We start from the raw sequence: 23,648 nt of genomic DNA on the forward strand, positions 1-23,648 counted from the left end.
TTGCGGCGGCGTCGGAAATGCGTATTTGGAAAAGAGAAGAAGCAGGGGGTGGGTTTGCGGCTGGAAACCGACATCGCGGGTTTCGAGGCCATGGCGCAGGCAGCGGTGGCGGGCTTTCCCGAGCCGTTCCGCGCATTGGCGGCGCCGGTGCTGCTGCGCGTGGTCGACTGGCCGCCCGGCGACATCCTGGACGAGATGCAGATCGACGACCCGCTGGAGCTGACCGGGCTGTATGACGGCATCCCGCTGACCGAGAAATCCGTCGCCGATCCGGCGCCCTTTCCCGATACGGTCTGGCTTTTCCGCGAACCGATCCTGGCGGAATGGCGCGACCGCGGCGATGTCGACCTGGCCGATCTCGTCGCCCATGTCACGGTGCACGAATTCGCCCACCATTTCGGCTGGTCGGACGAGGACATCGCGGTGATCGACCGCTGGTGGGAGTGAGCGATCCGGGCGGACAGCGCCCGTGTTCGCGCCCGGCGGCCATGCTGCGGCAGATCTCTCGAAACGGCCCGGCGCAGGCCGAAATCCGCGCATGACGGCCCGGGGCCATTGCAAACCGATCGCTTTCGGGCAGGGATCGCGGACATGGGGGCGGCCAGACGAGACCTTCGATGCGATACCTGATCCTGACGGCGGCGCTTTGTCTTGGCGCTTGCGGCGGTGCCCCCGAAAGCCCTGCGCCCGACGGGCCGGCAAGCCGCGCCGCGCCGCTGTATCCCGGCGAGACCGCCGCGCTGCGCGCGATGATCAACGAAACCGCCGATGCCCAGGGCGTCCCCCGCAGCCTCGTGCATCGGGTGATCCAGCGCGAAAGCGACTACCGGCCCCAGGCCCGCAACGGCCCGTATTACGGGCTGATGCAGATCCTGCCCGCGACGGCGCGCCAGATGGGATTCCGGGGCCGGGATTCGGACCTGCTGGATGCCCGCACCAACCTGACCTATGCGGTGCGGTATCTGCGCGGAGCCTGGCTGGTGGCGGACGGAAACGAATCCGAGGCGGTGATGTGGTACGCCCGCGGCTATTACTACGAGGCGCGCAACCGCTGCATGCTGGTCGAGACGGGGCTGCGCGACACCGAGGTGCGCAGGCATTGCGGATGACACAACGCTGGGCATGGCGATGCCGAAGGTCAGGTCCGCGGGGCAAAGCCGAGCTTCGGCGAGACCGTCCCCTGGCCCGGCGGTGTTCCGGCTCGGGTCGTCCGCCAGGGGCTCGACCCGGTCGATCCTCCTGCCCGCCGCCTAGCCGCCGTCCCGCCAGCGGTTGACGATCGGGTAACGCCGGTCCAGCCAGAAGGCGCGCCTGGTCAGGCGGGCGCCGGGCGCGGCCTGGAACCGCTTGTATTCGCTGATATAAATCAGGTGCTCGACCCGCTTGGCATCCGCCTTGTCAAAGCCCGCCGCAACGCAATCGGACACGCTGCCGTCCTGGTCCACCAGGATATCGAGGATGCCGTCCAGCACCGGGTAATCGGGCAGGCTGTCGCTGTCCTTCTGATCGGCGCGCAACTCGGCCGAGGGCGGCTTGGTGATGATCCGCTCGGGGATCACCATGCCTGCGGGCCCCTGCATCCACCCCCGGTGGTTGGCATTGCGCCAGCGGCAGGTCTCGAACACCCGGGTCTTGTAGAGATCCTTGATCGGGTTGTAGCCGCCCGCCATGTCGCCGTAGATCGTGGCATAACCCACCGCCACCTCGGACTTGTTGCCGGTTGTCAGCAGCATTTCGCCGAACTTGTTCGACAGCGCCATCAACAGCAACCCGCGCAGGCGCGACTGGATGTTCTCCTCGGCGATACCAGGCTCTGTTCCGGCGAAAAGCGGCGCCAGCGTGTCGGTGATCGCGCGGCGGCCCTCGGCGATCGGCACGAAATCATAGCGGCATCCCAACGCCTCGGCGCAGGCCCTGGCATCCTCCAGCGAATGCTCGGACGTGTATTCCGAGGGCAGCATCACGCAGCGCACGTTGTCGGCGCCCAGCGCGTCCACCGCGATGGTCGCCACCAGCGCCGAATCCACCCCGCCCGACAAACCCAAGAGCACGCGGCCAAAGCCGGTCTTGCCGCAATAGTCGCGCAGCGACTGCACCATCACGCGGTAATCCTGTTCCCATTCGTCGGGATGGGCGGTGAAATCGCCCTCCTGCGCGACCCAGCCATCGGGCCCGCGCAGGAACTCGACGGTCGAGACGGCCTCTTCGAGCACCGGCAGCTTGACGGCCGGCCGGCCATGGGCGTTCAGCACGAAGGAACCGCCGTCGAACACCTGGTCGTCCTGACCGCCGATCATGTTCAGATAGACCAGCGGCAGGCCGGTCTCGACGACCCGGGCGACCATCTTGTTCAGCCGCGTGTCGAACTTGTCGCGGAAATAGGGCGACCCGTTGGGCACCAGCAGGATCTCGGCACCGCTTTCGGCCATCGCCTCGGCCACGTCCGGGTACCAGGCATCCTCGCAGACCGGCATGCCGACGCGCACGCCGTTCACCGAAACCGGCCCCTGCATCCGGTCGCGCGAGAACACCCGCACCTCGTCGAACACATTGAAATTGGGCAGGAAATACTTGTGCGTGACCGCCGCGACCTTGCCACCCTCAAGCACGTAATAGCTGTTGTGCAGCTTGGTCCCCTGCGGGCAGGGCCCGCCGATGGCCAGCGCCGGTCCGTCGGCGCAATCGGCTGCCAGCGCCTCGATATGGCGCACGGCATCTGTGACGAAGGCGGGCTTCATCACCAGGTCCTGGGCCTGGTAGCCGGTGATGAACATCTCGGGCAGCGCCACCAGGTCGGCCCCGGCGGCACGGCCCTGCGCCCAGGCCTCGCGCGCCTTTGCGGCGTTGCCCGCAAGGTCGCCCACCGTCGGGTTGAGCTGCGCCATCGTCAGCCGGAACCGGTCGGTCATCCGCTGTCCTTTCCGTTCTTCACAGGCGTCACATAGCAGATGCTGGCGCAAGGAAAAGCCGATGCGGCAAAAGACATTGCCCCGCCCCGGCGGCTTGATTACCTTTCGCGCAAGGCAACAAGAGAGCACCCGAGCATGACCCGTGCAGGCTTCACCATCGCCGCGACCATCGCCCTGCTGGCCGCGCCCGCGCTGGCGCAGGACGAGGGCGTGCTGACCAAGCAATACGACGATGGCGGGGTCTACGAAGGCACCTTCAAGGACGGGCTGCAGCACGGCACCGGCACCTACCGGCTGCCCAACGGGTACGAATATACCGGCGACTGGGTCGATGGCGAAATCCGCGGCAAGGGCGTGGCGCGCTTCCCCAACGGCTCGGTCTACGAAGGCGATTTCGCCAAGGGCAAGCCCGAGGGCATCGGCAAGATCGTCTTTGCCGATGGCGGCACCTACGAAGGCAGCTGGCTGGACGGCAAGATCACCGGCCAGGGCGTGGCGATCTACGCCAACGGCGTGCGCTACGAAGGGTCGTTCCGCAACGCGCTGCATCACGGTCGCGGCACCATGACCTCGCCCAACGGCTATGTCTACGAAGGCGACTGGGTGAACGGCGCCAAGGACGGACAGGCCACCATCTCGTATCCCGACGGGTCGGTCTATATCGGTCGCGTGGCCGATGGCGAACGGGCCGGACAGGGCAAGCTGACGATGGCCGACGGCCTGGTCTACGAAGGCACCTGGAAGGCCGGCCAGATCGACGGCATCGGCACCCTGACCCAAACCAACGGCGACGTCTACGAGGGCGAACTGGTGGCCGGACGCCGCGAAGGGCGCGGCAAGGTCACCTATGCCAATGGCGACATCTACGAGGGCGATTTCCGCAACGACCAGCGCCAGGGCCAGGGCACCTTCACCGGCGCCGACGGCTACCGCTTTTCCGGCACCTGGGTCGCCGGGCAGATCGATGGCGAGGGCGAAGTCACCTATCCCGACGGGTCGGTCTATGTCGGCACCTTCCGGGGCGATCTGGCCAACGGCAAGGGCAAGATCACCTATCCCGACGGCTCGACCTACGAAGGCGACTGGGTCGATGGCGTGATCGAGGGCCGCGGCATCGCCACCTATGCCAACGGGCTGGTCTACGAGGGCGAATTCAAGAACGCCCGCAACCACGGTCGCGGCGTGATGACCTATCCCGACGGCTACCGCTACGACGGCGACTGGCTGGACGGTCAGCGCCATGGCCAGGGCACCGCCACCTATGCCGACGGCACGGTCTATGTCGGCCAGTTCCAGAACGGCCAGCGCCACGGCACGGGCGAAATCACCATGCCCGGCGGTTTCCGCTATGCCGGCGATTGGAAGAACGGCGAAATCGACGGCCAGGGCGTGGCCACCTATGCCAATGGCGACGTCTACGAAGGCATGTTCAAGGATGGCAAGCGCCAGGGGGTCGGCACCATGCGCTACGCCACCGGCGAAACCGCGACCGGCGACTGGATCAACGGCGCGCTCAGCGCCGACGACGCGCCCGCGCCCGCCGACACGGATGCGAATGCGGCGCCCGATGCCGAGACCGACCCCAACGCGACCACCGGCGCCGGTGCCGATGCCGACGCGGCCACCGGCGAGGCCGGTTCGAACTGAATGGCGCGATTGCTGTTCACCCTGCCGCGGTTCCACACCAACCTGTGGTTCGCGGTCCGCGCCATGCGCGCGGCCGGGCACGACCTGTGCTTCCTCGTCAATGAAAGCGCCAAAAGCGAAGACCACAGCCACCTGACCCCGGTGGTGATGGGCCGCCATCCCAGCCGCTCCGAGGTCGCCCGCGCCATCGCCGATTTCGCCCCCGACCTGGTGGTGGTCCGCAACGCCTGGGCGCTGTCGCGCCGCGCCGCGCGGGTGGCACGGCAATCGGACATCCCCTGCCTGCTCTACAACCTTCTGCCCTATCTCGGGAAAACCTCGCTGCTCCGGCAGGCCGAACTGCGCTGGAAGGGTCTTCCGGTGCAACGCATCACGCCGGTGCGCGGCCTTGGCCCCGACCGCCCCGCCGATCCCTTCGCGCGCTACCTGCCCTGGCCGGTCGGGCGGTTCGACGCCCCCGATCCCTGGCCGCGCGAACCCGGCAAGCTCAACGTGCTCTGCGTCGGCAAGCTGGGGCTGGCGCGCAAGAACCAGCCGTTGCTGCTCGACGCCATCGACAAGGCCGGGCTGCAGGACCGCGTCAACGTGCTGCTGGTCGGCTCGACGCCGCGCAAGACGTCGGCCCAGGCCAGCCACGCCGCCCAGCTCGCGGACCTGACCACCGCGCCCTGGGTCCGCATGATCGCCGGGCTGCCGTTCCGCGACATGGCCAATGTCTATGCCGGCGCCGACGTCGTCGTCCTGCCCAGCACCGGCGAGCCGCTGGGCGTCGCCCCGATCGAAGGCATGGCCTATGGCGCGATCCCGATCATCTCCAGCGAAAGCGGATCGGCAGGGTACCTGACCCACGGCGAAAACGGCTTCGTCGTCGACATCCGCCGGCCCGGTTCCCTTGCCGACGCCCTGCGCGCCGTGCTGCCCGACGCCCCGCGCGCCGCGATTTCCGCCGCCGCCCGCCGCACCGCCGAGACCGAGCTGGGCGAGGCGGCGTTCCTCGACCGGCTGCACGCGATCCTGCAAGGCGAAGGCGTGTCGGTCGGCTGATCGCGGCCCCGGGAAAATTGCGCCGCATCAATCGCGTCCTGCCGGTTCTCGCCATACTGGCCGCATGGGAAAATACGGCTATACCCGCAAATCCGCGATCCGCGCGACCCGAAGCACCCGGCTGGGTCAGGGCAACACCGCTCGGGGCGCCGCGGGCAAGGTCATCAAGAGCTCGCTGAAGAAGAAGGTCGGCCCGCTTCTGGCCTTCGGTGTCGGCTTCGAGATCGGCAAGTACCTGAATTACTTCGTCCACATGGCCGACGACCTGTCCGACCGGATCTTCAAGGCCCGCCATCCCAAGGACCCGCGCAGCACCGGCAAGATGATCTACAAGTTCAAGGGCGATGTCACCGTGACCGGCGATTACGTGCCCTGGACGGTCGCCAGCGACGATGCCGGCGGGCGCAGTTCGCATCCCGGGCTGTTCCGGCGCGAGGACCAGATCGGTGCCCGTCTCGATGCGCTGGTGAACGATCCCGGGCTGCACAAGGCCGTCGAAGGCTACATGCGCAAGACCAACCCGGTGCGCCGCCGCACCTTCCGGAAACCCAAACCCGCCACCCCCAAGACGCCGGCGATCAAGGCCGGCACCGCGGCCGTCCGGCGACGCAAAAAGGTCTCGTACACGCCGCAACGCCGCACCGCCAAGGCGCCGGTACCGAAACGGGCCACCTCCGACATCATCCGCATCGGCCATAAGTATTTCCCCGATACCAAGCCGTCGCAAAGCGCGGTCATCGGGTCGGGGCACTACCGCGACCCGATTTCGACCTATGTCAGCGGCAACCGCAGGCGGATCCAGCCCAAGCCGGTTTCGCCCGATATTCTCGATATCGGCCGGTCGATGAAGTGATGCCCCCTACTGCGCTTGCTTGCCGGCCTCGGCGGCCAAAGCCTCGCGCGGCACCGATATCGACCCATGCACCCAGATGTTGATCCGGTCGGGGTTTTCGGCATCGATGCTCCATTCGATGGATTGACCGTCCGGCAGCGTCGCGTAGGCCCGCGTGATGGCTTTCTGTTCCAGTGCCGGGATCAGCTTGACCATCAGCCGTTTCAGCGCATCGACGGCGACATCCTCCAGCGTGCGCCACAGCACCTTGCCGGCAAAGGCCATGACGCCCAGGCCGACCGCCGTGCCGATCATCGACAATTGCAGAACCACGTCCTCGTGGGTGCGCCGGGTGTCAAAGGTGTCGCCCCAATCCGTGACCGTCCAGTCATCCGATCCGTCAAGCGTCTGGCGCAGCACCGTGCCGCGCTTGCGGTGGGCCTCCCAGGCGGTCGGGGAATCGTCGCTTTCGCCCCGTGCGCGGTTCTCGAAATTCCGTCCGATGGTCAGTGCGATGTCAAACGCCATGCTTTCGCCCCCCCTTGGCCAAGGATCGGCTGGCAGTATGACACCCCGGCTGCGGGTCCGGATTGATCCGGTGCAGGGCGCACCGGCCCGGCTGCCGCGCCCGGATCGCAGCCGGCATCGGGGGGGCTGGTGGATTGCCACCAATTTCGGGAATTAACCATTTTTCGCCGAAACCGGGGCCCGCGCCGGGTGGTGCGGCAGCAATCTGTCCCGAACCGGCGGCGAACAGGACGGCTTGGTCGAATCCGTGCCGCGGACTGTGCGAATCCCGCCCACCGATCCGTCCCGAACGCGGGCCCAAAAGGACGGATCGCTGCCGTGAATCGCCCATCGACCGTTGCGTTAACCGCACCGCGCGCCGCGTTCAGACGATCTCGCCCTTTTCCATCCGCGCCAGGAAATCCTCGGCCTCGCGCAGGATCGTGTCGCGCTTGTCCTCGGTCATCCGGTCCCAGGTTCCATACATGTTGCCCATGCGCGGATTGCCCTCGAACTTGCCCCGGTGACGGTGCAGGAAATGCCAGTAGAGCAGGTTGAACGGGCAGGCCCCGTCACCGGTCTTGACCTTGACCTTGTAGTCGCAGGACTTGCAGTGATCCGACATCTTGTCGATGTAATTTCCCGAGGAAATATAAGGCTTTGACGCGATGATCCCGTCATCGGCGAACTGGCTCATCCCGATGGTGTTCGGCGCCTCGACCCATTCGAACGCGTCGATATAGACGCGCAGATACCATTCGTGCAGCTGCGCCGGATCGATGCCCGCCAGCAGTCCGAAATTGCCCGTCACCATCAGCCGCTGGATGTGATGCGCATAGGCCTCGGCTTCGGTCTGCTCGACCGCCTTGGCGACACAGCGCATCCGGGTCTTTTCGCCCCAGTAGAACGCGGGCAGATCGCGCTTGTGTTTCAAGGCGTTACGCGAAACATAGTCTGGCCCTTCGCGGAAATAGATGCCCCGGATATATTCCCGCCAGCCGATGATCTGGCGGATGAACCCCTCGACCGCGTTGATCGGCGCATCGCCGTTTTCATAGGCCTTTTCCGCCTCCCGGCAGACCTCCAGCGGGTCCAGCAGTCCCAGCGTGATATAGGGCGAGATCACCGCGTGATACAGGAACCGGTTGTCGTCCAGCATCGCGTCCTGGAAGTCGCCGAATTTCGGCAGGGCATGCCTGATGAAATGGCTCAGCGCGCGCTTGGCCTGGCCCGGTTCGGTGGCGAACCAGAACGGGCGCAACTGGCCGAAGGAATTGCCGAAGCGCGACTCGACCAGGTCCAGCACCTCTTCGACCGTCTCGTCCGGCGTGAACTGCATCGGCCCGCCGAAATCCACCTCGTCCGGCGCCGGCTTGCGGTTGTCGTGATCAAAGTTCCACTTGCCCCCAACCGGGTCGTCACCGTCCATCAGCAGCCCGGTCTTGCGCCGCATGTCGCGATAGAAATATTCCATCCGCAGCTGCTTGCGCCCCTTCGCCCAATCTTGGAATTCGGCATGGGTGGCGATGAAACGGTCATCCTCCAACTGCTTGATTTTCAAGGGCGCATCGTTCAGCGCCTCGATCAGCCGCCATTCTCCGGGTTCGGTGGCGAAGACCTCGGTCGCGCCGGTTTCCTCGGCCCGGCGCAGCAATTCGCCCGGGATCGATCCGGTATTTTCGGTGTCGTCCAGCTGGGTATAGCGCACGTCCCAGCCATCGTCGCGCAGCCGGGCGGCGAACTTGCGCATCGCCGCAAAGATCAGCGCGATCTTCTTGGGATGATGCTGGACATAGGACGCCTCGTCGGCGACCTCGGCCATGACGACGATGTCGGTTTTCCTGTCGGCCTCGCGCAGCGCGGCGATGGTCTCGGTCAGCTGATCGCCAAGAACCAGGATCAGCCTGCTCACCACGGCACCGCCTTTCCCGCCCAGTCGTAGAAACGCCCGGTCTGGGCCGGCGTCAGACCGTCGATGACCTGCAACAGGTTGGCTGCGGCCTGGTCCGGCGGCACCGCGGGATGGCGGCCCAGGTATTTCTCGGTAAAGGGCGTGGCGACGGTTCCGGGATGCAGACAGGCGACGCAAAGCTGCTTGTGCGTCCGCGCCAATTCGATGGCCGCACTGTGCATTAACTGGTTCAAAGCGGTTTTCGCGGCACGGTAGGAATACCACCCGCCCAGTCGATTGTCGCCAATGCTGCCCACGCGCGCGGAAAGTGCTGCAAAAACAGCGGGTTGATCGCGGGGAACCAGTCGAATCGCGTGTTTCAGAACCAGCGCCGGCCCAAGCGCGTTCAACGCGATCTGGTCAAGAAAAGCTTTCGGTTCCAATGTCTTAAGCGTCTTTTCCGGCTCTGCCCCGTCAATTTCCAACGCACCGCTGGCAACCACGATCAGGTCATACGGGCCGGTCAGATCGGCCAGCGCGGCCTTCACGCTGTCTTCGTCGGTCACGTCCAACCCGTCGGCGCTGCGCGACAGACCGGTCACGGCAGCGCCGCGCGCCTGCAACGCCTTGGTCAGCGCCCCGCCAATGCCGCCCGAAGCGCCGATGATCAATGCCTTTTCCATGCGCCTGCCAGCTAGCTGCGACGATCCGCGAATCAAGCCTCAGGCGATGATCTCGAACCGGTTCACGTCGACCATGCCACGATCGGTGATCTTGAGCGCGGGAATGACCGGCAAGGCCAGAAAGGCCAATTGCAGGAACGGCTCTTCCAGGGTCACGCCCAGCGATTTCGCCGCAGCCCGCAGGTCGGCCAGCCGGTCGCGAACCTCTTCGAAGGGCGACAGGCTCATCAGCCCGGCCACCGGCAGGGCGAGTTCGGCAAGGATCTTGCCGCCCTCCGCCACGACAAAGCCCCCATCGATTTCACCCAGCCGATTGGCGGCCAAGGCCATATCGGCATAGTCGATCCCGACACAGGCGATGTTGTGGTGATCGTGGCACACCGTCGACGCGATGGCGCCGCGGCGCAGCCCGAACCCGCGCACGAAACCGTTGGCGACATTGCCGTTCTTGCCGTGCCGCTCGACCACGGTGATGCGCGCCAAGTCGCGGTCAGGGTCCGGGCGCTTGTCGCCGTCTTGTGCGGCGATCTGCTCATGCAGATGGTCGGTCAGAATCTGGCCTTCGCGGATGCCGATCACGTCGGTTTCGACCCTGTTCGATGCAGTGCGGAAACTGTCGGCGGACACATGCGGCGCCCGGACCGAGCGGCGCCCGACGGGTTCGATAATCTTGCGCCGGGCAAATGCGGCATCTGTCACCCGGCAGCCCGCCGCCAGAACCAGTTGCGCATTACATGTATGCAATTCGTCCACCGCAACGATATCAGCACGCTTGCCCGGCGCGACCAGCCCGCGATCCTTCAGCCCGAACGCCTCGGCTGCCGAAAGGCTGGCGGCTCGATAAACCGCGAGCGGCGGACAACCCAGCGATATCAACGTCCGGATCATGTAGTCGAGATGCCCATACTCGGCGATATCCAACGGATTCCGGTCATCGGTGCACAGGCACATGTACGGCGCCGTGCGCTCTGTCAGCAACGGGGCCAGAGCGTGGAGATCCTTGGACACCGAGCCTTCGCGGATCAACACGCGCAGACCCTTCTGCAGTTTCTCGCGCGCCTCCTCGACGCTGGTCGCCTCGTGTTCGGTGCGGATGCCGGCGGCGATATAGGCGTTCAGATCGCGACCCGACAGCAGCGGACAATGCCCGTCGACATGGTCGCCATCGAACAGACGCAGCTTGGCCATGGCGGCGGCATCGCGATGGATCACCCCGGGATAGTTCATGAACTCGGCCAGCCCGATGCCCGACACATGGCCACGCAGCGCGGCCAGATCGTCGGCGGACAGTTCCGCTCCGGCGGTTTCCATGTGCGTCGACGGCACGCAGGACGACAACTGCACCCGCAAATCCATCAGCAGGTGCTGCGAAGCATCCTGAAAATAGCGGATGCCATCGGCTCCGACCACGTTGGCGATCTCGTGCGGATCGCAGATGGCCGTCGTGACGCCGCGCGGCGTCACGCAGCGATCGAACTCGAACGGGGTGACAAGCGAACTTTCGACATGCAGATGGGTGTCGATGAATCCCGGCACCAGTGTCAGGCCCGAAACGTCGATCACGTCACGCCCGTCATATTCCGCGCAGGTTCCGACAATGGTGTCGCCGCAGATCGCGACGTCGCCTTCCAGCATGTCTCCGGTGATCAGGTCAAAGACCCGCGCGCCGCGTAGAACGATGTCTGCGGGTTCATCCCCGCGCCCCTGGGCGATCCGCGATTCCAACTTGGCCATGGCGCAGTGTAACGCGCCCGATCGGCGCTCAGAAGTCGAGATTCTCGACGCTCAGCGCATTCTGCTGGATGAACTCCCGCCGCGGCTCGACGACATCGCCCATCAACTTGGTGAACAGGTCGTCCGCCTCGGTCATGTCGTCGATGGTGACGCGCAACAACGTGCGCGCGTCCGGGTCCAGCGTGGTTTCCCACAACTGGTCGGGGTTCATTTCGCCCAATCCCTTGTAGCGCTGCAGCGACAGGCCCTTTTCGCCCTCTTCCAGGATCGCCTGCAAAAGGTCGAGCGGTCCGTGGATCAACTGGCGGCGATCCTTGCGCTCCAGCGTTGCCGGCAAATCGTATACATCCTGCAGCGCCTTGGTGAAGCTGCCGGTCTTGCGAGCCTCGCCCGAGCGCAGCATCGGTCCGTCCAGTGTGCGCACCTCTTCGACGCCACGCAGGATTCGCGCCAGACGGATGCCGCGATCCTGGGTGATGCGGCCGACCCAACCCTTTTCGTATTCCACCGCGATCAGGTCGAGCCGTTCGGCCACGCGGTTGGCCACGCCCTGCAGATCGGCATCCACAGCGCCCGGCACAAAGGCGCCGGCGATCGCGGCTTGCTCCAGGATATGGCGCGGGTAATGCGTGGGGAAGGCATCGAGCACGCGCTTGAGCTGCCGGGCCTCGTCGATCACGCGGACCAGGTCCTGTCCGGCCACGACTTCGCCGTTGCCCTGGATCAGTTGCGCCCCGTCGATCCCCTGTTGAATCAGGTAGTCGTCCAGAGCCGCCTGGTCCTTGAGATAGACTTCGGACTTGCCGCGCGACACTTTGTAAAGCGGTGGCTGCGCGATGTAGAGATAGCCGTCCTCGATCAGTTCCGGCATCTGACGGTAGAAGAAGGTCAGCAGCAGCGTGCGGATATGCGCGCCATCGACATCGGCGTCGGTCATGATGATGATCTTGTGATAACGCAGCTTGTTTATGTTGAATTCGTCGCGCCCGATTCCGGTGCCGAGCGCCATCACCAGGTTGCCGATCTCCTGCGAGCCGAGCATCCGGTCGAACCGCGCTCGTTCGACGTTCAGGATCTTGCCCCGAAGCGGAAGGACCGCCTGGGTCCGCCGATCCCGCCCGGTCTGGGCCGAGCCGCCGGCGCTGTCGCCCTCGACCAGGAAAATCTCGGTCAGGGACGGATCCTTTTCCGAACAATCCTTGAGCTTGGCGGCGTTGAAACTGACATCCATCGCGGTCTTGCGCCGCGTCAGTTCCCGCGCCTTCCGCGCGGCTTCGCGGGCCAAGGCCGCCTCGATGATCTTGCCGACGATCGATTTGGCCTCGGTCGGGTTTTCCTCGAACCACTCGCCCAGTTTCTCGTTCATCAGGCTTTCGACCGCGGGCCGCACTTCGGAGCTGACCAGCTTGTCCTTGGTCTGGCTGCTGAACTTGGGATCGGGCACCTTGACCGACAGAACCGCGGTCAGCCCCTCGCGGGCATCGTCGCCGGTGAAGTTCACTTTCTCCTTCTTGGCGATTCCACTTTCCTGCGCGTATTTCTGGATCGTCCGCGTCAGCGCGCCGCGAAAGCCCGCCAGATGCGTGCCGCCGTCGCGCTGCGGGATGTTGTTGGTGAAGGGCAGCACCGTCTCGTGATAGCTGTCGTTCCACCACATGGCGATTTCCACGCCGATACCGTCCTTTTCGCCGGTCATGTAGATCGGGTCGGGCATGACCGCCTGCTTGGACCGGTCGAGATATTTCACGAATTCGCGCACGCCGCCTTCGAAGAACAGTTCGGATCGCAGCGGTTCGGCCGGGCGGTCGTCCTCGAGGATGATGCGGACACCGGAATTCAGGAAGGCCAGTTCGCGCAGGCGCTTTTCCAGCGTGTGGAAATCGTAGTCGAGATTGGAGAACGTGCCGGTAGACGCCAGGAACCGCACTTCGGTGCCCTTTTCGCCATGGGCATCGCCGACGACGCGCAGATGTTCGGTCGTCTCGCCATGTTCGAACTTGGCATAGTGCTCCTTGCCATTGCGCCAGATCCGCAATTCCAGCCAGACCGACAGCGCGTTGACGACGGACACACCGACGCCGTGCAGACCGCCCGACACCTTGTAGCTGTTCTGGTCGAATTTGCCGCCGGCATGGAGCTGGGTCATGATCACCTCGGCCGCCGAAACGCCTTCTTCGGCGTGCATGTCGACCGGGATACCGCGACCGTTGTCGCGCACCGAGACGCTGCTGTCGGCGTGGATTTTCACGTGGACATAATCGGCATGACCGGCCAGCGCCTCGTCGATGCCGTTATCGACCACCTCGTAGACCATGTGATGCAAGCCGGAGCCGTCGTCGGTGTCTCCGATATACATGCCAGGACGCTTGCGAACCGCCTCCAAGCCCTTGAGAACCTTGATGGAATCCGCGCCGTATTCCTGCGGTGCGCCTGCATTGTCCGACATCGTGCCGCCTTTTGTCATTTTGCCCCGATTTATAGGGGTTTTGCGGGGGATTGTCACGCCGAAGGCACAAGATTTGGTGTCAGGCGGCGCGGTGGCTGACATGCGACTCGCCTTCGCGTTCCGTGACCTCGATCCGCTGCGCGCGGTCGCCCAGTTCGGCGAACAATTCGGGCCCGGTGCCGGTCATCCAAGCCTGCGCGCCCATGGCGCAGATCTCGTCGTAAAGCGCGGCCCGACGGCAGGCGTCCAGATGCGCCGAGACCTCGTCCAGCAGCAGGATGGGCGGCGCACCGATATCGGCGGCAAGCGCGCGACCGTTTGCAAGGATCAATGAGATAAGCAGCGCTTTCTGTTCTCCCGTCGAACAATCGCTGGCGGGTACACCCTTGGCCGCGAAGACCCCGTACAGGTCGGCACGGTGCGGACCCACCAGTGTGCGACCGGCGGCCAAATCGCGAAACCGGCTTTCCGACAGCGCTTCGGCCAGGTCCGTTTCGGTCTCGGGCAGACCACCCTCTGTCGAAACCAGCTCCAGCGTGGCCGAAGGGAACGCGGTTTCGGCGTCGCGCTGAGCCAGGTCGAGTCGCGCGATCGACGCCGCCCGGTTGGCGTGGATCAGCGCGCCGGCCCGGGCCATCTGCGCCTCGAGCGCGCCGTACCAACGACCATCGCGCACCTGGTCCTTGAGCAATCGGTTGCGTTCGCGCATCGCCTTCTCGTAGTCCAGCACGGCCTGAGCGTGGTCCGGGAAAAAGCTCAGCGTCATCCGGTCCAGAAACCGCCTGCGGCCTTCCGGCCCTTCGATCCACAACCGATCCATCGACGGGATCAGCCACAGGACCCGGGCAATCCGTGCAAGCGTGGTCTGCGGCGCCGCCTTGCCGTCGATCTGCACCTGGCGCGCGGCGCCCGCCTCGGACGCAAAGGCGACTTCGTGGGTCCCACTGGGTCCGTGCAACAGACCGCTGACCTTCCAGCCCAGGGCTTCGGGCCGCCGGACCATGTCTTGCGCCGATGCGCGCCGCAGCCCGCGACCCGGCGAAAACAGCGACACCGCTTCGATCAGGTTTGTCTTGCCCGCGCCGTTCGGCCCGAAGATCGCCACCGGTCGGGTATCGACCGACAGGCGCACCAGGCGATGCGACCGGAAATGCGACAGCGTCAAGTCCGAAAGAAACAGCTCAGCCATGAATGCCGCTTCTTCTCTTTGAAAAATACGCAAACCCGGCCCGCCACGGGGTACCGGCCGGGGTGGCGGTCAAGAGTTTTCGGAACAGTCCAGCGCCCGTCACACCCGCATCGGCATGACGACATAGACCGCACTTGTGTCGTTGCCTTCGCGCATCAGGGTGGGATCGCCCGCCGAGTTGAACAGGAAAACCGCGTTCTCCCGATCCACCTGGCTGGCGATTTCCAGCAGGTATTTCGCGTTGAACCCGATCTCGAGTCGGTCATCGCCATAGGCGACGGCAAGCTCTTCCTCTGCCGCGCCGCTGTCCGGGGCGTTGACCGACAGGATGAGGCGGTCTTCGTCCAACTGCAGCTTGACGGCCCGCGAGCGTTCCGAACTGACCGTCGCCACCCGGTCGACGGCCTTGGCGAAATCACTGGCGTCCACCTCGAGGCGGCGGGTGTTGCCGGTCGGGATGACGCGCGTGTAGTCCGGAAAGGTCCCGTCGATCACCTTGGAAGTCAGCGTGATGTCCTTGGTCGCAAAGCGCACCTTTGTTTCCGACACCGACACGGCGATCTCGGCATCGTCCTCGTCCAGAAGCTTGCGCAATTCGCCGACCGTCTTGCGCGGAACGATCACGCCGGGCATGTCCGCGGCGCCTTCCGGCAGAGCGGCGTCGATCCGCGCCAGACGGTGTCCATCCGTGGCCACACAGCGCAACACCTTGCCGTCTTCTCCGTCGGCGACATGCATGTATACGCCGTTGAGGTAATACCGCGTTTCTTCGGTCGAGATGGCGAATTTCGACTTGTCGAACAACCGCCGCAGCACGTCTGCCTTGGCCTTGAAATTCGCCGAATACTCCGACGAGGCCATGACCGGAAAATCCTCTTTGGGCAGTGTCGCCAGCGAGAAATTCGACCGCCCCGCGGATACGGTCAGGCGGCCCGAAGCGCCATCTTCGGCCAGCGTGACCTGGGCACCGTCGGGCAGTTTGCGGACGATTTCGTGCAGGGTCACGGCGCTGACCGTCGTGCCGCCGGCGCGTTCCACCATTGCCGGTGCCCGGTCAAGCACCTCGATATCCAGATCGGTCGCACGAAAGCTGACGGTGTCGCCCTCGGCGTCGATCGACACGTTGGCAAGGATCGGGATGGTGTTGCGCCGTTCGACCACCGATTGCGCCTGGCTGACCGCCTTGAGAAGCGCCGCGCGTTCGATACTGAATTTCATCGCACCATCCCCTTGCATAGCCGGACGGGCACCCTAGCGGGATGCCTGGACCAGTCCAAGCCCGTTTGTTGCGTTTGTGTTTTGGATTTCGGTACCCGTCAAGAGCGAGGGGCCGCCCGACAGCGACCCCATAAGCGACTGTGCCAAACGGGACTCAGGCCCAGCTCAGGCCTCGAGCGCGCGGCGCAGCATTTCGATGTCGTCGTCGATCTGGCTATCCTGCTGGCGCAGCTCGGTGATGCGCTTGACCCCGTGCATCACCGTGGTGTGGTCACGCCCGCCGAACCTGCGCCCGATTTCGGGCAGCGACCGCCGGGTCAGAAGCTTGCACAGATACATCGCGATCTGCCTGGGCCGGGCAAAGTTGCGCACCCGCTTAGGGCCGATCATGTCGCTCAGCCGGATGTTGTAGTGCTCGGCCACCTTGCGCTGGATCTCCTCGATCGAGATCTTGCGTTCGGATGCGCGCAACACGTCGGCCAGGCTGTCATGGACAAGATCCATGTTGATCGGCTTGCCCACCAGCGACGAAAAGGCGAAAAGCCGCGTCAGCGCCCCTTCCAGCACGCGCACGTTGGTGCTGATCCGGTGGGCGAGAAATTCCAGAACGCCGTCGTCCATCTCAAGATCGGGATTCTGCGCACGGAACGCCTCGGTCTTGGTTTGCAGGATACCCAGGCGCAATTCGTAGTCGGTGGGATGCAGATCGACCACCAGACCGGACTGCAGGCGCGACCGGATCCGGTTTTCGAGATCCTTGATTTCGTCCGGAGCACGATCGGCCGAGATGATGATCTGCTTGTTCTGGTCGACCAGCGCGTTGAACGTATGGAAGAATTCCTCCTGCGTGCTGTCCTTGCCCGCGATGAACTGGACATCGTCCACCATCAGAACGTCGACCGAACGGAAGAGCTGCTTGAAGTCCATCATGCGCTTTTCCCGCAGCGCCTGGACAAAGCGATACATGAACTGTTCCGCCGACAGATAGACCACGCGTAGCTCAGGATTTCGTTCGGACAGTTCCCAGGCGATCGCGTGCATCAAATGGGTCTTGCCGAGCCCCACGCCGCCATAAAGAAACAGCGGGTTGAAGGTGACCGGGCCGCCTTCGGCAACGCGTCGCGCGGCGGCGTGGGCCAATTCGTTGGGCTTGCCGACGACGAAGGTGGAAAAGGTAAACCGCTTGTCCAGGGGCGCATCGGGCAACAGATCGCTTGCCGGAAGGTCGCGCATCGCCTTGTCGACCCGTGTCTCGGGCGCGGCGCTGACGGCGGCATGCGACGAAACCGCCGCACTGCGGTTGGCGACATCGAATTGAATCCGCCGGATGGATCTGTCGATCGTCGAGATTTGCGCAAGCAAAACGTCGCCGAAGTTTTGCGAGACATAGGTCCCGAAGAACCCCGTGGGGGCGTGCAAAACGACGACACCCTCATTGGCGGGTCCGCCATATTCAAGCGGGGCAATCCACGTTTTATAGTTGTTTTCGCCCAAAGTCTTGCAAAGTGTGTCCTGCAAGGCGCCCCACTGTTCTTTCGTCATCGTGTCCCCGTCCCAAAACAAATACCTGTCCAGTGTCCGCCTCGATGCGGACAGCGTGCCACGAAACGCAACGGGTGGGTCAGGTCCGCGTGACAGCGGCCCGACTGGCATCGTTCGTTGAACCGCGAACACAGGCGATAGGGCTCCAGGCATCCCCAAAGGAAGCTGGTCCAACGCTGCTCGCGCTTTCATTTTTGAACATGGCTGGGTCCCCCCCGCCATTCTGCAGACCCGCCGAAGCGGCTAACAGAAGCCCAACCGCGACCGTTTGCCGGTCTTGAATCGGTCACCTGTCCCCCTGCGATGTGACTCGCTCGGTGAAATTACATCTTGCGTGCGAAGCCGGGCAACTGTTCTTACTGCTTGACTCTGCGGTTTCCGAAAAAGAATCTGCGGCGCTGGCAAAGCTGCCACGCAAAGCAAAAGGCGCCGCAGATGCGGCGCCTTTTTCATCTCAATACCTTAGCGGTTTTCTCAACCCAAAGACTTCACCCGGGCCGACAGTCGCGACATTTTGCGCGACGCGGTGTTCTTGTGAAACACGCCCTTCGTGACGCCGCGCATCAGCTCGGGCTGGGCCGCTTTCAGAGCGGCGTGTGCGGCATCTTTGTCACCACTTGCGATCGCTTCCTCGACCTTGCGCAGGAAGGTGCGAATCCGCGAACGGCGGGCTTTGTTGATCGCGAACCGCTTTTCGTTCTGGCGGGCGCGCTTTTTCGACTGGGGAGTGTTTGCCATGATGATCGGTCTTTCTGTACGTCTCGGTTACGGGCTGGTCGCGCAATGACCCAGGGACCCGACCGTGTCGGACCGATTCTTGCCAGGCGGGCATCACGCGCATGTATCGGCGGGCGCTATACCGCAGCCCGTCGTCTTTGTTAAGCCCCTTTCGCTCAGCGGTCGCGGAACTGTGCGGTGCGTTTTTCCATGAAGGCGGCCATCCCTTCGGCCTGATCTTCGGTGTTGAACAGCGAATGGAACAAACGCCGTTCGAACAGCAGGCCTTCGTTCAGCGGCACTTCGTAGGCGCGATTGACTGCTTCCTTGACCATCATTGCGGCCAGCTGGCTTTTCTCGGCGATCTTCTGGGCGGCGGCCTGGGCCTCTTCCATCAGTTGCTTGGCCGGAACCACGCGGCTGACCAATCCGGCGCGCTCGGCCTCTTCGGCTTCCATGAAGCGGCCGGTCAGGTGCATGTCCATGCTCTTGGATTTGCCGACGAAGCGGGTCAGCCGCTGCGTGCCGCCGATCCCCGCCAGCACGCCCAGGTTGATCTCGGGCTGACCGAACTTCGCGTTGTCCGCCGCGATGATGAAGTCGCACATCATCGCCAACTCGCAACCACCCCCCAGGGCATAGCCGGCAACGGCCGCGATGATCGGCTTGCGGGTCCGGCAGATGGCGGCGGTTTCCGAGCCGAAGAAATCCGAAAGGAACATCTCGACAAAGGTCTTTTCCGACATCTCCTTGATATCGGCGCCCGCTGCAAAGGCCTTGGCCGAGCCTGTCAGGATGATGCAGCGCACCTTGTCGTTGCCATCCGCATCCGCCAACGCATCGGCCAGTTCCCCCAACAACTGCGTGTTGAGTGCGTTCAAGGCGTCGGGGCGGTTCAGTTTGATTGTGGCGACGTGGTCTTCGATTTCTACGATGAGTGTCTCGTAGGCCATGAGGGATGGCTCCGGTCCGTTTCCGTCAGACGCCAAGGCTTAGCATCTCGGAGCGGCGTTTCAAGCTATCTTTGGCAGGACGGACAATAGAAAGTGGAGCGGCCCGACTGGACGAGCCTGCGGATCGTGTCGCCGCAATCCGGCGTCCGGCAGGGTTCTCCCTCGCGCCCATAGGCATCGAAACTGTGCTGGAAGTAACCCAGTTCACCATCGGCCTGGCGGAAGTCCCGCAGCGACGATCCGCCCGCCTCGATCGCCTCGGACAACACGGCGCGAACGATCGGAACCAGCGCCGCTATGCGGTTCGCCGCCACTCGGCCGGCCTTGCGGGCCGGGTGGATACCGGCGCGGAACAGCGCCTCGCAGACATAGATGTTGCCCAGCCCGGCGACGATCTTCTGATCCAGCAAAGCCGACTTCATCGGCATCCCCCGCCCGCGCAGCGCGGCCACCAGATGCGCCTCGTTGAACGCATTGCCCAGCGGTTCGGGTCCGAGACTGGCCAGCAGCGGATGCATCCCGGCCGAGTCGGTCGGCATCAGATCCATCGCGCCGAAGCGGCGCGGATCGTTGAAGGTGATGCGCGCGCCGTTTTCCATGTCCAGCACGACGTGGTCGTGTTTTTCCGGCGCGGGGTGGTCGTGCACGAATTGCCCCAGCGGGTCACCCGAAACCAGCATCCGCCCGGACATGCCCAGATGAATCAGCAGCGTCTCGCCCCCCGACAGATCGACGAGGATGTATTTCGACCGTCGCCGAAGCCTGTCGACCCGCTGCCCGGTCAGACGTTGAGCCATGCAGTCGGGAAAGGGCCAGCGCAAATCGGGCCTATTCACTTGTGCCCGGGCGATCGCCGCCCCTTCCATCACGGGGGCCAGACCGCGGCGTACGGTTTCGACCTCGGGCAGTTCGGGCATCGGGTCTCCTGTCCAAAGGGGCGCATTGTAACGGGTGCCCCGCGGACTATAAGGAGTGCAAAGCGCTGAACGGCAAGGGCCATGACGGACAACGAAACGAAAAGAACGCATTTCGGGTTCACCGACGTGCCGGAATCGGAAAAGGCCGGGCGCGTGCGGGGCGTGTTCACCTCGGTCGCGTCGAAATACGACGTGATGAACGACGCCATGTCCTTTGGCATCCACCGGATCTGGAAAGACGCCATGATGGATTGGCTGGCACCGCGCCCCGGCCAGCGTTTGCTGGACGTGGCGGGCGGGACCGGTGACATTTCCTTTCGCTTTCTGAAACGCGCGGGGCATGGCCATGCCACTGTTCTGGACCTGACCGAACCGATGCTGGTCGAGGGCCGCAAACGCGCCGAGGCCGAAGCGCTGTCGGACAGCCTGGACTGGGTGGTGGGCGATGCGATGGCGCTGCCTTTCGCCGACAACACCTTTGATGTCTACACAATTTCCTTCGGCATCCGGAACGTCACTCGCCCGCAGGAGGCACTGAACGAAGCCTACCGCGTGCTGAAGCCCGGCGGCCGGCTGATGGTGCTGGAATTCAGCCAGATCCCCAACGATCTGATGCAATGGGCCTATGACCTTTATTCGTTCAACATCATCCCGCGCATGGGCCAGGTGATCGCCGGCGACCGCGACAGCTATCAATACCTGGTGGAATCGATCCGCAAATTCCCGGATCAGGAAACCTTTCTTGGCATGGTGCGCCAGGCCGGGTTCGGCAATGCCAAGTACCGCAACCTGACGATGGGCGTCGCCTGCCTGCATTCCGGCTGGAAGATCTGAGATGCGCGGACCGCACAACATCTGGCGCCTGATCCGCACAGGCGCCACCCTCGAGCGCACGGGCGCGATGGGTGTGGTGCTGGATGCGTTCGACGCTCCGAAACCGCTGCGGATCGCCGCGCGCGTGCTGGCCTGGCCGTTTCGCTGGCTGGGCGAAAGGGGCGATCCGGACATGCCGCCTCCGACACGGGCGCTGACTGCGCTCGGCCCGGCCTACATCAAGTTCGGACAGGTTCTCAGCACGCGACCGGACGTCGTCGGCGAAGACATGGCAACGCAGTTGCGAGTGCTGCAGGACAAGCTGCCGCCATTTTCGGTGGCCGAGGCCAAGGCCGCCATCGAAGCCGAGATCGGCCGCCCCACGGACACGCTGTTTTCGGAATTCAGTGAACCGGTGGCTGCAGCGTCGATCGCCCAGGTCCACAAGGCACGGTTGGCGCACAATGGTGAAACGGTCGCGGTCAAGGTGCTGCGCCCGGGGATCGAAAAGGCGTTTCGCAAGGATGTCGACGCCTTCTATTTCGCCGCCGGCCTGATCGAGCTGCTGTCGCCGGCCTCGCGCCGTCTGCGGCCGCGCGACGTGATCGCGCATTTCGAAGGCGTCGTGAATGGCGAACTGGACCTGCGGCTGGAATCGGCCTCGGCGAGCGAGTTTGCTGCCAACACCACCGGAGATGCCGGGTTTCAGTTGCCCGAGGTCAAGTGGGGGTTTTCCGGCCGCCGCGTGATGACCATGAGCTGGGCCGAAGGTGTTCCGCTGGGCGACAACGCCGCAATCGACGCCGCGGGGCACGATCGTGTGGCGTTGTCGGAACGGGTTCTGCAGCTGTTTCTGAACCACGCACTGCGCGACGGCTTCTTCCATGCCGACATGCATCAGGGCAATCTGAAGGTCGCGGCGAATGGCGACATCATCGCCTATGATTTCGGGATCATGGGGCAGATCGACGAATACACGCGCCGGGTCTACGCCGAAATCCTCTACGGCTTCATCCGCCGCGATTACCGGCGCGTGGCCGAAGTGCATTTCGAGGCCGGATACGTGCCCGCGGACCGCGATGTCGACGCGTTCGCCAGGGCCTTGCGTGCGGTCGGTGAGCCGATCTTCGGGATGGATGCGACGCGGATCTCGATGGGAAAGCTGCTGGCCTATCTCTTCGAAGTCACCGAGCGGTTCGGCATGGAAACCCGCACCGAGCTTATTCTGTTGCAGCGCACAATGGTGGTTGTCGAAGGGGTGGCGCGGTCGCTGAATCCGCGCATGAACATCTGGAGTACCGCCAAACCGATCGTCGAGAACTATATCCGAACCTATATCGGCCCACGCGCCGCGGCGCGCGACCTGGGCAAGACGGTGCAGGTTCTGGCCCGTTTCGGTCCGCGCCTTCCGGCGCTGGTGGAATCGGCCTTGATCCGGCAGTCTCAGGGCGAGCCGCCGGCCTCGCCCCCGCGATGGCGGACCCGGGCAACCTGGGCGGGCCTCGGTGCTTTGGGTGGCGGCGTGTTCACCCTGCTCGCACAGGCTTTTGGCTGAGATGCGATGACGGACAACAGCACGCGCCCCCGAACTGCGCTGGTGACCGGCTCTGCCGGTTTCATCGGGTTCCACCTGTGCCGGCGGCTGTTGGCCGAACACTGGACGGTGATCGGCGTCGACGGATTGACCGAGTACTACGATGTGACGCTCAAAAAGCGGCGCCATGCCATACTCGACAGCCAGGCGGCATTCGAACCGATCGTGGCGCGGATCGAGACCGAGGGACTGCTGAGCGAACTGGTGCAGGCGCACGAACCTTCGGTGATCGTGCATCTCGCCGCGCAGGCCGGTGTGCGGTATTCGCTTGAAGCGCCGCGCAGCTATGTCCAGAGCAACCTGTGCGGAACGACGGAGGTTCTCGAGGCAGCCCGCCTGTGTCCGCCACAACACTTGCTGATGGCGTCGACATCGTCAGTCTACGGTGCGAATTCCGAAATGCCCTATCGCGAGACGGCGCAATCCGATCATCCGCTGTCTTTCTATGCCGCGACAAAGAAGGCCAACGAGGCGATGGCGCACGCCTATGCGCATCTTTACGGCGTACCGATCACCATGTTTCGCTTTTTCACGGTGTACGGACCGTGGGGGCGGCCGGACATGGCTTTGTTCAAGTTCGTCAAGGCGATACTCGAGAACCGGCCGATCGACATCTACAACCACGGGCGGATGCGTCGCGATTTCACCTATGTCGACGACCTGGTCGAAGGGTTGGTCAGACTGGTCGAACGGCCGCCGGTCATGGGAACGTCGATCGCGGGCGACAGTCTGTCACCGGTTGCGCCGTGGCGGATCCTGAATATCGGGCATGGTGCTCCCGAGGTGCTGGAAGACTTCGTCGACGCGGTCGAAGCAGCGCTCGGCATGAAGGCGCAGCGGAACTACATGGACATGCAGCCCGGCGACGTCCCGGCCACTTGGGCGGACACCAGCCTGCTGACCGAACTCGTCGGTCCGTTGCCGAAAACGTCACTGAACGACGGCGTGCGGCGCTTCGTGGATTGGTACAAGACCTATCATTCGCACGGACCGAAATGAAAACGGCGGCACA

Annotated in this window: 20 protein-coding genes; 8 read left to right on the forward strand and 12 right to left on the reverse strand. The window is 64.3% G+C overall.

Going from position 1 to position 23,648, the window contains the following annotated elements; all coding sequences use genetic code 11:
* The first annotated feature begins 90 nt into the window (after window positions 1–90).
* Together KUH32_RS05925 and KUH32_RS05930 are read left to right on the forward strand one after the other, a co-directional pair.
* Entirely contained in the window at window positions 91–447 is a 357-nt protein-coding gene (locus tag KUH32_RS05925; protein ID WP_217778319.1) for a metallopeptidase family protein, read from the forward strand.
* A 170-nt stretch (window positions 448–617) separates the two neighbouring features.
* A complete protein-coding gene (locus KUH32_RS05930; RefSeq protein WP_217777121.1) occupies window positions 618–1,109 on the forward strand; it encodes a lytic transglycosylase domain-containing protein in 492 nt (163 codons plus the stop codon).
* A gap of 141 nt (window positions 1,110–1,250) precedes the next feature.
* On the opposite strand, the gene KUH32_RS05935 is transcribed toward KUH32_RS05930, so the two are convergent.
* Entirely contained in the window at window positions 1,251–2,909 is a 1,659-nt protein-coding gene (locus tag KUH32_RS05935; protein ID WP_217777122.1) for an NAD+ synthase, read from the reverse strand.
* Between the two features lie 135 nt (window positions 2,910–3,044).
* Here KUH32_RS05935 and KUH32_RS05940 point away from each other — a divergent pair, with 135 nt between their 5' ends.
* The 3 genes from KUH32_RS05940 to KUH32_RS05950 all read left to right on the forward strand — a co-directional run bounded on the left by KUH32_RS05940 (window position 3,045) and on the right by KUH32_RS05950 (window position 6,453).
* On the forward strand, window positions 3,045–4,556 hold the full coding sequence (locus KUH32_RS05940; protein WP_217777123.1) for an MORN repeat-containing protein: 1,512 nt from the start codon (window positions 3,045–3,047) through the stop codon (window positions 4,554–4,556).
* Window positions 4,557–5,600 carry a glycosyltransferase family 4 protein gene (locus KUH32_RS05945; RefSeq protein WP_217777124.1) on the forward strand — a complete coding sequence of 348 codons (1,044 nt, stop codon included), beginning with the start codon at window positions 4,557–4,559 and terminating at the stop codon, window positions 5,598–5,600.
* A gap of 64 nt (window positions 5,601–5,664) precedes the next feature.
* Window positions 5,665–6,453, forward strand: a complete 789-nt coding sequence (locus tag KUH32_RS05950) for a hypothetical protein (protein WP_217777125.1) — start codon at window positions 5,665–5,667, stop codon at window positions 6,451–6,453.
* A 6-nt stretch (window positions 6,454–6,459) separates the two neighbouring features.
* Here KUH32_RS05950 and KUH32_RS05955 read toward each other — a convergent pair whose 3' ends face one another.
* From KUH32_RS05955 to mutM, 11 genes are all read right to left on the reverse strand, one after another.
* Window positions 6,460–6,960 (reverse strand): hypothetical protein, encoded by a 501-nt coding sequence (locus tag KUH32_RS05955; protein WP_217777126.1) that lies wholly within the window; start codon window positions 6,958–6,960, stop codon window positions 6,460–6,462.
* A gap of 364 nt (window positions 6,961–7,324) precedes the next feature.
* The gene (locus KUH32_RS05960) at window positions 7,325–8,851 is read right to left on the reverse strand and encodes a cryptochrome/photolyase family protein (RefSeq protein ID WP_217777127.1); all 1,527 of its coding nucleotides are present in this window, start codon (window positions 8,849–8,851) and stop codon (window positions 7,325–7,327) included.
* Window positions 8,848–9,513 carry an SDR family NAD(P)-dependent oxidoreductase gene (locus KUH32_RS05965; RefSeq protein ID WP_217777128.1) on the reverse strand — a complete coding sequence of 222 codons (666 nt, stop codon included), beginning with the start codon at window positions 9,511–9,513 and terminating at the stop codon, window positions 8,848–8,850. Before KUH32_RS05965 ends, KUH32_RS05960 begins: the two co-directional genes overlap by 4 nt.
* Before the next feature lie 39 nt (window positions 9,514–9,552).
* Window positions 9,553–11,247 (reverse strand): adenine deaminase, encoded by a 1,695-nt coding sequence (gene ade / locus KUH32_RS05970; RefSeq protein WP_217777129.1) that lies wholly within the window; start codon window positions 11,245–11,247, stop codon window positions 9,553–9,555.
* Window positions 11,248–11,275: 28 nt separating this feature from the next.
* Complete coding sequence (gyrB, locus tag KUH32_RS05975) at window positions 11,276–13,693, reverse strand: DNA topoisomerase (ATP-hydrolyzing) subunit B (RefSeq protein ID WP_217777130.1); 2,418 nt, start codon at window positions 13,691–13,693, stop codon at window positions 11,276–11,278.
* A gap of 79 nt (window positions 13,694–13,772) precedes the next feature.
* Window positions 13,773–14,882 carry a DNA replication/repair protein RecF gene (gene recF / locus KUH32_RS05980; protein WP_217777131.1) on the reverse strand — a complete coding sequence of 370 codons (1,110 nt, stop codon included), beginning with the start codon at window positions 14,880–14,882 and terminating at the stop codon, window positions 13,773–13,775.
* A gap of 99 nt (window positions 14,883–14,981) precedes the next feature.
* Window positions 14,982–16,100 carry a DNA polymerase III subunit beta gene (dnaN, locus tag KUH32_RS05985; RefSeq protein WP_217777132.1) on the reverse strand — a complete coding sequence of 373 codons (1,119 nt, stop codon included), beginning with the start codon at window positions 16,098–16,100 and terminating at the stop codon, window positions 14,982–14,984.
* A 165-nt stretch (window positions 16,101–16,265) separates the two neighbouring features.
* Window positions 16,266–17,642, reverse strand: coding sequence for a chromosomal replication initiator protein DnaA (gene dnaA, locus KUH32_RS05990; protein ID WP_217777133.1), 1,377 nt, complete (start codon window positions 17,640–17,642; stop codon window positions 16,266–16,268).
* A 474-nt stretch (window positions 17,643–18,116) separates the two neighbouring features.
* Entirely contained in the window at window positions 18,117–18,380 is a 264-nt protein-coding gene (gene rpsT / locus KUH32_RS05995; protein ID WP_217777134.1) for a 30S ribosomal protein S20, read from the reverse strand.
* 155 nt (window positions 18,381–18,535) lie between these two features.
* The gene (locus KUH32_RS06000; protein ID WP_217777135.1) at window positions 18,536–19,312 is read right to left on the reverse strand and encodes an enoyl-CoA hydratase; all 777 of its coding nucleotides are present in this window, start codon (window positions 19,310–19,312) and stop codon (window positions 18,536–18,538) included.
* 65 nt (window positions 19,313–19,377) lie between these two features.
* On the reverse strand, window positions 19,378–20,229 hold the full coding sequence (gene mutM, locus KUH32_RS06005; protein WP_217777136.1) for a bifunctional DNA-formamidopyrimidine glycosylase/DNA-(apurinic or apyrimidinic site) lyase: 852 nt from the start codon (window positions 20,227–20,229) through the stop codon (window positions 19,378–19,380).
* A gap of 81 nt (window positions 20,230–20,310) precedes the next feature.
* On the opposite strand from mutM, the gene ubiE reads away from it, so the two are divergent.
* The 3 genes from ubiE to KUH32_RS06020 are packed head-to-tail and all read left to right on the forward strand — an operon-like array spanning window position 20,311 to window position 23,635.
* A complete protein-coding gene (ubiE, locus tag KUH32_RS06010) occupies window positions 20,311–21,063 on the forward strand; it encodes a bifunctional demethylmenaquinone methyltransferase/2-methoxy-6-polyprenyl-1,4-benzoquinol methylase UbiE (RefSeq protein WP_217777137.1) in 753 nt (250 codons plus the stop codon).
* A gap of 1 nt (window position 21,064) precedes the next feature.
* Window positions 21,065–22,597 carry a 2-polyprenylphenol 6-hydroxylase gene (gene ubiB, locus KUH32_RS06015; RefSeq protein WP_217777138.1) on the forward strand — a complete coding sequence of 511 codons (1,533 nt, stop codon included), beginning with the start codon at window positions 21,065–21,067 and terminating at the stop codon, window positions 22,595–22,597.
* A 6-nt stretch (window positions 22,598–22,603) separates the two neighbouring features.
* Window positions 22,604–23,635 carry an NAD-dependent epimerase/dehydratase family protein gene (locus KUH32_RS06020; RefSeq protein WP_217777139.1) on the forward strand — a complete coding sequence of 344 codons (1,032 nt, stop codon included), beginning with the start codon at window positions 22,604–22,606 and terminating at the stop codon, window positions 23,633–23,635.
* The last annotated feature ends 13 nt before the right edge of the window (window positions 23,636–23,648 follow it).

Origin of the sequence: Thalassococcus arenae (assembly GCF_019104745.1) — a bacterium.
In the GTDB taxonomy this organism is placed as follows: Bacteria; Pseudomonadota; Alphaproteobacteria; order Rhodobacterales; family Rhodobacteraceae; genus Thalassococcus_B; species Thalassococcus_B arenae.